The 10,985-nt window shown below is 75.7% G+C and carries 7 protein-coding genes; 3 read left to right on the plus strand and 4 right to left on the minus strand.

The window, feature by feature from the left end; all coding sequences use genetic code 11:
* Positions 1 to 43 precede the first annotated feature (43 nt).
* The 3 genes from I598_RS13715 to I598_RS18385 are packed head-to-tail and all read left to right on the plus strand — an operon-like array spanning position 44 to position 3,421.
* The gene (locus tag I598_RS13715) at positions 44 to 748 is read left to right on the plus strand and encodes a TetR/AcrR family transcriptional regulator (RefSeq protein WP_083973316.1); all 705 of its coding nucleotides are present in this window, start codon (positions 44 to 46) and stop codon (positions 746 to 748) included.
* Positions 741 to 2,849 carry an MMPL family transporter gene (locus tag I598_RS13720; RefSeq protein ID WP_418268497.1) on the plus strand — a complete coding sequence of 703 codons (2,109 nt, stop codon included), beginning with the start codon at positions 741 to 743 and terminating at the stop codon, positions 2,847 to 2,849. Before I598_RS13715 ends, I598_RS13720 begins: the two co-directional genes overlap by 8 nt.
* A complete protein-coding gene (locus I598_RS18385; protein WP_418268514.1) occupies positions 2,756 to 3,421 on the plus strand; it encodes an MMPL family transporter in 666 nt (221 codons plus the stop codon). Before I598_RS13720 ends, I598_RS18385 begins: the two co-directional genes overlap by 94 nt.
* A 6-nt stretch (positions 3,422 to 3,427) precedes the next feature.
* Here the strand turns inward: I598_RS18385 and I598_RS13725 are convergent, their stop codons facing one another.
* The 4 genes from I598_RS13725 to I598_RS13740 form a co-directional block, all read right to left on the minus strand.
* Complete coding sequence (locus I598_RS13725; protein WP_083973318.1) at positions 3,428 to 4,552, minus strand: YihY/virulence factor BrkB family protein; 1,125 nt, start codon at positions 4,550 to 4,552, stop codon at positions 3,428 to 3,430.
* 115 nt (positions 4,553 to 4,667) lie between these two features.
* Positions 4,668 to 5,081, minus strand: coding sequence for a hypothetical protein (locus I598_RS13730; RefSeq protein WP_083973320.1), 414 nt, complete (start codon positions 5,079 to 5,081; stop codon positions 4,668 to 4,670).
* An 81-nt stretch (positions 5,082 to 5,162) separates the two neighbouring features.
* On the minus strand, positions 5,163 to 9,593 hold the full coding sequence (locus I598_RS13735) for a hypothetical protein (protein ID WP_068203437.1): 4,431 nt from the start codon (positions 9,591 to 9,593) through the stop codon (positions 5,163 to 5,165).
* A 165-nt stretch (positions 9,594 to 9,758) separates the two neighbouring features.
* Positions 9,759 to 10,850, minus strand: a complete 1,092-nt coding sequence (locus tag I598_RS13740; protein ID WP_068203438.1) for a diacylglycerol/lipid kinase family protein — start codon at positions 10,848 to 10,850, stop codon at positions 9,759 to 9,761.
* Between the last annotated feature and the right edge of the window lie 135 nt (positions 10,851 to 10,985).

Consider the following 10,985-nt stretch of genomic DNA (forward strand, 5'->3'; position numbering starts at 1 on the left):
CGGCTCGTTGCACTGAGTGCAACGAGCCGCCTAGTGTCGCGAGGTGCCACCCATCCCGTCGGAGCTCCCCGCGGAGCCGCGCGGCGACCGCCGCGCCGAGCTCAAGGCCCGCACGCGTCGCGCGATCGTGGACGCCGCGAGCAGCCTCATGGACGAGACCGGCGGCGTCGGCTTCTCCGTCGACGGGCTCGCGGCGCGTGCCGGCGTCTCGCGCCGCACCGTGTTCAACCACTTCCCGTCGCTGGACGACGTCGTGGCCGCGGTGGGCGCCGACGCGTTCGCCACGGTGGGCGACGCGCTGCTCGCCGTCGAACCGCGCCCGGCGCCCGAGGACGGCGACGACGCCCGGCGCGCCGCCGTCCTGGCCGACCTGGTGGGCGCGCTGCGCCGCGCCGACCTCGTGGCGCCGATGGCCTCGCTCACCCGCGGCCTCGGGCTGGCGGGGTCCTCCGTCGACGCCGCGGTCGTCCCGCCGCACCAGGCGATGCTCCTGCTGCGGGCGCTGTCGGACGTGAGCGAGGACGTCGCCGCCGACCTCGCCCGCCGGCACCCCGGCATCGCCCCCGTCGACGTCGACCTGCTGGTCGCCCAGACCATGAGCAGCCTCGTCGTGCTGCACCGCCACTGGTACGCCCGCACCGGAGGGGCCGCGGACGCCGCGGCCCGCCGCGTCTGGGCCGACCTCCTCGCCCATCTCGCCTCCTCCCTGGCCATCGCCGCCACCCCACCCGAAGGACACCATGGCTGAGCTCCTCTACCGCCTCGGACGCTTCGCGTCCCGACGCGTCAAGACCGTCGTCGCCGCATGGATCGCGATCCTGGCGATCGCCGGCGTCGGGTACGCCGTCGGCGCGGGCACCCTGTCCGACAGCTTCTCCATCCCCGGCACCGCGACGCAGCAGGTCACGGACCGGCTCGCCGAGGAGATGCCCGCGGCCGCCGGCGGCACCGGCACCGTGGTGCTGAGCACGGACGACGGCTCCGAGCTCACCGCCGACCAGCAGGAGGCCCTCGGCGGCGTGCTCGCCGACGTGAAGGACGTCGACGGCGTCGAGGACGTCGTCGACCCGTTCGACAGCGAGGCCGAGCGCGCGGAGCAGGCCGCCCGGCTCGGCGACGGCGAGCAGCAGATCGCGGACGGGCGGGAGCAGATCGCGGACGGCCGGGAACAGCTCGCGGACGGTCAGCAGCAGCTCGACGACGCGCGGGCCGATCTCGAGGCGGGGCAGGAGCAGCTCGACGGCGCCCGTGAGCAGGCCGAGGCCGCCGGCCAGGCCGAGGTCGCCGCACCGCAGCTCGACGCGCAGCAGGAGCAGATCGACGCCGGCCTGGCGGAGCTCGACGGGCAGCAGGAGACCCTCGACGAGAACGCCACGACGCTCGACGACAACGAGGCCGAGCTCGACGAGCAGGCCGCCCACCTCCAGCAGGGCCAGGCGTTGCTCGACCTCGCGTCGGGGATCACGCTCGTGTCCGACGACGGCTCGACCGCCGTGTCCACGGTGATGTTCACCGACGACCAGATGGACATCTCCCAGGAGACGAAGGACGCCGCCATCGGCGCGATCGAGGACGGGGTCGCGGACGTCGACGGGGTGCACGTCGACTTCGGCTCCGACATCTCCCAGGAGACCCCCTCCATCGTCGGGCCGGGCGAGGTCGTCGGCCTCGTCGTGGCGGCGATCGTGCTGGTCGTCATGCTCGGCACCTTCATCGGCGCGGGCCTCCCGCTGCTCACCGCGCTGATCGGCGTCGGCATCGCCGCCCTGGGCGCGCTCGCGTTCTCCGGCGTCGTGCAGATGTCGTCCGTGACGCCGGTGCTCGGCCTGATGCTCGGCCTCGCCGTGGGCATCGACTACGCCCTGTTCATCGTCAACCGGCACCGCCACCAGCTCAAGGAGGGCTACGAGGTCCGCGAGTCCGTGGCCCTCGCCACCGGCACGTCGGGCAACGCCGTGGTGTTCGCCGGGGCGACGGTTGTCATCGCGCTGCTCGCGCTGAACGTCACCGGCATCCCGTTCCTCGGCCTCATGGGCACCGTCGGCGCGGCCTCCGTCGCCGTCGCCGTGCTGGTCTCGGTGACCCTCACGCCCGCCCTGCTGTCGGCCATCGGCCTGCGGATCCTCAGCCGCAAGGAGCGGGCCCGGCTCGAGCCGGCCGCGGCCGCCGGCGGCGACCACGCCGCGCACGACGCGAAGCACGCCTCCGCGCCGTCGTCGAAGCCGGTGAAGCCGATGCGGACGCTCGTGGCCGTGGGCCGCGTGGTGCTCGGCGTCGCGCTCCTCGGTGTCGTCGCGATCCCGGCGCTGGACCTGCGGACCAACCTCCCCGACGGGTCGTCTGCGCCGGAGGACTCCACGTCGTACGCGGCGTACACGACGGTCGCCGACGAGTTCGGGCCGGGCGTCAACGGCCCGCTGCTCGTGGTCGCGGACCTGCCGCAGGCGGTCACCGAGGACGACGAGGTCGCCACGCAGCTCGCGATCGCCGACCGGCTCGCCGCGCTGGACGACGTCGTCGCCGTCGCTCCCGCCGGGACGTCGGACGACGGCACCGTCATGGCGTTCCAGGTGGTTCCCGCGGAGGGGCCGACGAGCGCGTCGACGGAGCAGCTCGTGCACACGCTGCGCGGCCTGTCCCCGGTGACGATCGACACGGCGTCGGTCGACGGGGGACGGACGGTGCGACCGTCTCCGGCGAGGTCGAGATCGGCGTCGCGGGCGCGGCGTCCGGCAACATCGACATCTCGCAGAAGCTGTCCGACGCGCTCCCGCTCTACCTCGGCGTGGTCATCGGCCTGTCGCTGCTCATCCTCGTCGTGGTGTTCCGGTCGATCCTCGTGCCGGTGATCGCGACCCTCGGGTTCGTCCTGTCGTACTTCGCGGCCCTCGGCGGCGTGGTGGCGATCTACCAGTGGGGCTGGCTGTCGGGCGTGTTCGGCGTCCACCACCCGGGGCCGATCCTCAACTTCCTGCCCACGATCCTCGTGGGCATCCTGTTCGGCCTGGCCATGGACTACATGCTGTTCCTCGGCTCCGGCATGCGGGAGGCGTACGCGCACGGCGCCCCGGCGCGCCTCGCCGTCGCGCAGGGATTCCGGGCCGGCCGCTCCGTGGTCACCGCGGCGGCGATCATCATGATCTCGGTGTTCGGCGGGTTCATCTTCGCCGAGGACGCGATGATCCGTTCGATCGGGTTCGCCCTCGCGTTCGGCGTGCTGGTCGACGCCTTCGTGGTGCGCATGTTCGTGATCCCGGCGCTCATGCACCTGCTCGGGGACGCCGCGTGGTGGCTGCCGCGCTGGCTCGACAGGATCCTGCCGAACGTCGACGTCGAGGGGTCGGCGCTGGAGCGCCGGCACCCGCACGTCGACCCGAGCGTCGCAGCGGCGGACCGCACGCAGGAGGTGCGGTCCGCGTAGCAGCCCTCAGGCGTCGGGGGCCGTCCCGGGCTCGGGGCGGCCCTCGCCGGTGTCCGTGGACCGGTCGCGGGCCGCGGACTCGCGCAGCGCGCGGGCCTCGGCGACCGCCTCGCGGCGCTTCGCCGCCTTCTTGTCGCTCGCCTTCGTGTCCCGCGGCGGGAGCTGGAGCGTCACCTCGGCCGGGTAGCCGTCGCGCAGCTCGCGGCTGCGCTCGATCTCGGAGTCGAGCTCGGCCCCGAAGAGCAGCGCGAGGTTGGTGATCCACAGCCACAGCAGGAACACGATGACGGTGCCCAGGGTGCCGTAGGTGGACCCGTAGCTGCCGAAGCTCGTCACGTAGAACGCGAAGCCGGCCGAGGCGAGGATCCACACGCCGATGGCGACGGCGGCGCCCACGCTGATCCACCGGAACCGTGGGTGCCTGACGTTCGGGGTGAAGTGGTAGAGCAGGGCGACGACGAACACGACGAGCAGCAGCGCCACGGGCCACTTCGCGATGCCCCACACGGTGAGGGCGACGTCGGAGAGCCCGACGGTGTCGCCGATCGCGGTGACGATCGGCCCGGACAGCACGAGGCTCGCGACGATGACGACGGCGAGCAGCACCACCACGAGCGTGATCCCATACATGACGGGGCGGAGCTTCCACACGGGCCGCCCCTCGGCGACCTCGTAGACGACGTTCATCGCCCGGCCGAACGCGCCGACGTACCCCGACGCGGACCACAGGGCGAGCGCCAGGCCGACGACGAGCGCGAGGCCGGCGCCGGTGGAGGTCAGGGCGTTGGAGATCAGCGGCTCCACGATGTCCAGGGTCTCCTGGGGGAGGAACTCCTCGAGCGTCGCCGTGATCGAGTCGAGGGCCGCCTCGGCGTCCCCGACGAAACCCAGGAGTGACACCAGGGCCAGCAGCGCGGGCGCGGACGCCATCACCGCGTAGTAGGTCAGCGCGGCGGCGAGGTCGGTGCAGCCGTCCTCGGAGAACTCCCGCAGGGAGCTCTTGAACGCCTGGCCGTAGGCGGGGCGGGCCCGGTCCGTGCCGTCGGTGACGGGGTCCTGGGGCGCGACCGCCTCCACGGGGACGCCGTCCTGCGCCACTGCCTTCTCGCGGGGTTCCTCGGTGTCCGCCATCGCACGCTCCTCGTCCCGTCCGCCGGAGTGGTCCAGGCTTCAGGGTCGCCGCCGCGGCGTCCCGCTGCAACGCGAGGGCGTCGCCGCCGCGGGGGAGCGGGCTGTCGAGAGGAGGTCAGGCGGCCGCGGCGGTGCGGCGCACGGCGGGGAGCACCTCGGTGCCCGACGGGACGATCTCGTCCGGCTCGACGACGGCCCCGGGGGCGACGTGGACGTCGTGGCCGAGGCGCGCGTGCGCACCGATCCGGGCGCCCGCGCCCACGTGGCCCCGGCGTCCGACGTGCACACCCGCGCCGATGCTCGCGCCGGACCCGACGACCGCGTCGACGTCGATCCAGCTGTACCGGCCGACGCGGGCCCGGGCGGCGACGTGCGCGCCCTCCTCGACGTACGCGCCGGGTTCGACGACGGCGTCGACGTGCACGGACGCGCGCGGCGAGGCGTAGCCCTCGCCGTTGTCGTGGCGGACGTAGCGGGTGACGTGGCCGAACTCGTCCTCGACCTCGACCTTCCGGGGGATGCGTCGCACAGTGCTCCTCGCTCGGGTGGTGTGGCTGACCGCCTGACATAACGTGCGACACGCCGAGATGATTCCCAGGGCGTCGGCGTGTCACTCGCTCTGCTCAGGACCCTTCGCGGCGGAGGCTATCGGTGACGCCACCCGGAGCACCAGCAGCCCCAGCAGCGGCACCGCCGGGAACAGCATGATCGTCACCACACGGATGCCGTAGTCGTTCACCAGCGCACCGCCCACCCCGGCGATGAGGAGCGCCACCAGGACCGACCGCAGCAGGGGCCAGGCCTCCTCGGTCCGCTCCAGCCACCCGGCCCGGAACCGCGGGCCGCCCCACAGCAGCAGCACGACGGCCACGAGCACGGCGAGCGACAGCCAGGCCGGGGGGCCGCCGTCGAGCGACCGCAGGGCGTACCCGGCCTTGCGCCAGATCGTCTCGAACGCCGTGCCGTCCACGACCGACTGCACGAACGCGCCCAGGTGGGACCGCTCGGCGGGCGGTCGCAGCCAGTCCAGCACCCCGATGACGGCGACCAGCGCGACGCCCGCACCGCCCGCCAGCAGCAGGCGCCGCCAGGTCAGGCGCGCGCCGAGCACGGCGAGCACCACGACGACGAACACCGGCACGAGCACCAGGCCGCCGCCCACGTCCACGCCGAACGTCGGCCACACCGTCACGACGAGCGCCACCGCTCCGACCACCGACGCGGCGACCGCCCCGGCGACCCGGTTCCAGCGCCGCGTCACGACGGTGGCGATCCCGGCCGCGGCGATCACCGCCACCACCGCGTACACCGAGTACGTGGGGTTGCCGAAGCCGTAGAACCGCCCGCCGAGCGTGGGCGCGGCGCCGAGCGGGCTGCCCCGGTGCAGCGGGGTGCCGAGCACCGCGTCGACGGTCAGCACGACGAACGCCACCCACGACACCAGCACCGGGCCGGACCAGGCCGGCCGTCGCGGGGCGAGCGTGCCGACGGCCGCGACGAGGGCCGTGCAGCCCAGCAGCGCCGTCCACAGCCCGACCCCCGGGTCGGGCAGCCGCCACCAGGACCACGTCGTCATGAGGAACGCCGCCGCCGGCACCGCCGCGCACACCAGCAGCACCGCCTCCAGCGTGCGCTCCCACACCGCCACCGTGCGCGGCGAGCGGCGGGTGCGGACCCGGGGCAGGGCCAGCACCACCAGGAGGAACGCCGCGAGCGCCAGGTAGGTGGGCACCCCGGTGACCGTCCCGGTCACCACGCGCAGCGAGTGGTCCCGGTCGGTGAGGGCCGCGAGGTCCTCGACCGTCGTCTCGGTGCTCGGCGGCCGCTCGTCCCCGAGCGCGACCGGCGCCCCCGAGAAGTCCGTGGGTCGGGGCAGGTCGAAGGCCGCTACGAGCGTCGGCGGCACGTCCAGGAGCCGGACCACGCCGAGCCACCGCGTCGCCGTCGACGTCAGGTACGACGGCGCCGACTCGGTGTCGGAGCGGGCCACCCCCACCCCCAGCGCGGGCCGGGTCGGCGCGGGGTTGCCGACGTCCAGCACGAGGATCGTGGCGTCCGCCGGGGCCGCGTCGACCACGCCGCGCACCCGCGCGTCCACCGCCCGCAGCGCGGCGTCGCGCTCCTCGCCGGGCGACGTCGCGTCGTCCGGCACCGGCCGGGTCGTGCTCGTCGTGGTGCCGGTGGGGTGGAACGGGGCGGCGCCGGCGTCCACCACCGTCACGGGGCAGGAGAACGCGTCGTCCGGGTCGGCGAGCGCCGTGTCGACGTCCCGGTACCGCGGTACGGACCCGTCGGTCGTCGCGAGGGCGAGCGCGGCGCCGGGCCCGACGGCGGTGGTGCAGACGCTGCCGTCGGCGAACGCGTCGCCGAGCACGCCGAGGCGCGGCCGGAACTCCGACGACGCCTGGAGGGCCGTGAGCTCCTCCCAGCCGTCGACCGTGGCCGCGTCGCCCGCGGGCGCGACGTCCCAGTCGGCGCACCGCCACACGCCGTCCTGCTCGCTGCCCGTGACCGGGCTGCGCCCGGAGGACAGGCCGAGCCAGCCCGCGGACACGCAGTCCGCGGACGCACCGGTCGAGCCGGTGGTGACGCCGCCCGCGCTCGCGCCGTCGCGCAGCAGCCGCCACAGGGTCGGCGTCGCCGTGGGGGACACGTCCTGCCAGCGCACGCCGTCGGTGCCGACCAGCACGACCGGTGCGTCGTCCGCGAGCGCGGGCTCCCCGCCCCCGGCGACGTCGCCGGCGTGCCCGGTCGCGGGCAGCGCGGCGCCGCCGAGCTGCAGGAGCAGCGCCAGCCCGGCGGCCGCGCCGCCGAGGTGCCAGGCGGTCCCGCGGTCGGTGCGCGGCGGGACGCCGAGCCGCACGTCCAGGGGCCCGACCAGCAGCGCGGCCGAGCCGAACAGCACCACGTACCCGGCCACGACGATGCCGGAGTCGTTGAGCAGGGTGCCGACGACGCCGACCGTCACCAGGGCGAGCACCGTACGGCGCAGCAGGGGGTCGCGGTCGTAGGCGGCGGCCAGGCCGGGCAGGCGGGCGCGGCGCGGGTCGAGGACGGCCCAGCCAACGACGGCGCACACGACGGCGGCAGCCGCGCCGGCAGGGTTCGCGACGGTCGCCCACGCCCCGGCGGCCTTGGCGCCGACGACGTCGAGGGCGCCGCCGTCGAGGACGGACTGCACGAACCCGCCGAGGTGCGTCGACGGCGGGCTGGCCCAGTCCGCGATCGCGACGACGGCGACGACCCCCACGGTGACCCCGGCGACGAGCGCCACGAGCCGCCACGTCAGCCGGGTCCCGGCGACCCACAGCACGAGGACCGCGAAAGCCGGGACGAGCGCGAGGATGCCGCCGAAGTCCGCGCCGAACGGCGGCAGCCCGTCGACGGCGACCGTGACGAGCGCGACGGCCGAGGCGGCCAGCACCTGCGTGCGCCGTCGGGCCCCCGCCTGCCGCAGCAGCGCGACGACGCCCGCGGCCAGCACGATCCCCATGACGGAGTAGACCGCGAACACCGAGTTGGAGAACCCGTAGAACCGTGCCCCCAGCGACGGCGCGGGGCCCAGCAGGGAGCCCTGCTGGAGCGTGGTCCCCGTGACGCCGTCGACCGTGAGGACGAGCCAGGTCGCTGCGGCGAGCGCCGTGGGCAGGCGCCACGGCGAGGGCGGCAGGAGCCGGCGCGCCCACCAGGCGGCGAGCGCCAGGGCCAGCGCCGCGACCGGGACGGCCAGGGACAGCACGGTCACGGGGGCGTCCCACACCCACCAGCGCGACAGCGTCGCCAGGGTCGCCGCGCCGGGCACGCTCGCGGCGAGCGCGAGCACCGCGACGGCGAGCCGGGTGCCGTGCCCGGGCCGGGCGCCCGGCTCGGCGGGCCGGTCGGGTCGGCGGCGGGACACGAGCAGCCACGCCACGGCCCCCACGACCCCGAGGGCCGTCACCCCGACGAGCACCGGTGTCATGCGCGGCAGCGTCTCGGTGAGCACCGACAGGTACTGCCGGTTCTCCACCGTGCGCCCCACGCTGAGCCGGCGGTCCTCGCCGTGCTCCAGCGGGGACCCGGTGAACGCCGCGGCGGCCTCCGCCACGGCCGGGTCCTCGGGGTCGGCGTCCTGGAGGAGGGCGTCGGCGAGCGTCGCGGACAGGTCGCCGGTGACGACGACGCCGGGCCAGCGCGACGACGTCGACGTCAGCCAGGTGGCGTCGCCGCCCGGGGAGGTCCAGTCGACGACCACCTGGAGGTCGGCGGGGCCGAGCGGGGTGTCGGCGAGGCCCGCGACGACCAGCCGTCCGCCGGCGGGCAGCAGCGCGGCGAGCCGGCCGACGGCCGCGTCGACCTCCGCGACGGCCGCGCTGCGGTCCACCGCGGCGTCCGGGAGCTCGCCGAGGTCCACCACCGTCACCGGGCACGCGGCGACGTCGTCGGTCGCGAGGTCCTCGTCGTCGCCCAGGTAGCGGTCGACGTCGCCGTCGGGCGCGGCGAGCGCGAGGGCGCCGCCCGGGCCGACGGCGGTCGTGCAGGCGTCGACGGTGCCTGCGAGGGTGGCCAGGGCGCCGGGCTCGGCCGCCGGGGCGTCGCCCTTCTCGCCGTCGGGGGTCACGAGGGCGCTCCAGCCGGGCACCCGCACCTGCTCGACGGTGCCGGTCGTCGGCAGCACGGGCAGCGACGGGCAGGGGGTGGCCTCCTGCTCCTCGTCCGGGCCGTCGTCCGGGGCGCCGGAGTCGCCGGGGTCGGCCTCCTGCGGGGTGGTGGTCACCACGCGGCTGCCCGCCGACAGGGACAGCCAGGCGTCGCGGGGGCACGTGGGCGTCAGGGTGCGCACCGACGACGACGCCACCGACCCGCCGCCCGCCAGCCGCCACAGGTTGGGCGTGCGGGCCGCGTCGACGTCGCTCCAGCGCAGGCCGGCCACGCCCGCCAGGACGAGCGGAGTGTCGGCGGGCGCGTCTTCGCTCGCCTGCGCGCTCGTCGGCAGCAGCGTCAGGACGAGGGTGCACAGGAGGCCGAGGACGACGGCGAGGGGACGGACGGACGGACGCACGCAGGTCAGCCTATGGTGCGGCGTCCCGTCGCCGGCCGGTCGACGTGGGCGGATGCGGGACACCGTGTGCCGGGTCGGCGCAGATCCTGCTCGGACGCACGTGAGTCTGCGCGGCGTGCCGCCGGTCAGCGCTGGGTGCCGCGAGTCAGCGCTGGGTGCCGCGAGTCAGCGCACGGCCGGGGTGCGCACGACGAGCGCGCCGGGCTCCACCCAGGTCGCGAGCTCGACCGCCCGGCCGAGCACCTCCCCGTCGACCTGCGCCTGCTCGCCCTCCTCGACGACGATCGTCGCCCGCTTGGCGCGGACGTGGTCGATGCGACCGATCTTCAGCTTGAGGTCGTTCTGCACCCCCATGCCCTGCGCGACGACCTCGCCGAGGAGCTGTGCCCAGCCGGCGAGCCCGCCCCGCGTGTCGATCGCCGCGACGTCGAGCTCGCCGTCGTCGATGACCGCGTCGGGCAGCAGCGTGATCCCGCCCGGCAGGCGTCCGCAGTTGCCGACCATGACGGTGCGCAGGCGCGCCTCGACCGGCGGCCGGTCGTCCACCTCGATCCGGGCGAGCAGCCGGCGCCCGTGCAGGTGCCGGACCCCGGCGAGGAAGTACGCCACCCACCCGACCCGCGCCTTGAGGGCGTCGTCGGCGTCGGCAACCATCGCGGCGTCGAAGCCGAGGCCCGCGATGACGAGGAACAGGTGCTCGCTGCCGGCTTCGGCGGCGTCCTCCTGCGCGGGCCGGACGATCTTGAGCCGCCCCACGTCGATGGTGCGGTCCACGCCGCCCAGGACGACGGCGAACGCGTCCTCGACGTCGGCGAGCGGCAGGTCGAGGTTGCGTGCGAGGAGGTTGCCGGTCCCGGCGGGGATGATGCCCATGGGGCGGCCGGTCCCGACGAGCCCGTCGGCGACCGCCCGGACGGTGCCGTCGCCGCCGGCCGCGACGACGACGTCCGCGCCGTCCTCGAGGGCCTGACGGGCCTGCCCGGTGCCGGGGTCGTCGACGGTCGTGTCGTAGAAGCGCGGCTCGGGCAGCGCGGCCTCCGCGGCGAGCCTCCGGACGGTCTCCGCGACCTGGCGGGTGTGCTCCTTGGACGGGTTGACCACGACGGCGACCCGCGGCCCCGCCGGGCGGGTCTGCGGTCCGGGCGGGGTCGGGGCGGGGGCCGCCGCCCGGCTGCGTCGCAGCAGCACGACGGAGAGGGTGAGCGCGACGAGGCCCACGACCAGTGCCACGATCCCGACGACCAGTTCCCAGGGCATTCGGCCAACATAGGGCGAATCGCCCCCCACCGCGAGGGGTGGGTCCGTCGCCGCCGCGCCGTCCGCCGCTTCCTGTGCCAGCCTGGGCGTGCTGGGCGTCCACGGCGGTACCACCTGGGGCCGGACGGAGCCTCG

It is taken from the genome of Isoptericola dokdonensis DS-3 (assembly GCF_001636295.1).
Lineage (GTDB): Bacteria > Actinomycetota > Actinomycetes > Actinomycetales > Cellulomonadaceae > Isoptericola > Isoptericola dokdonensis.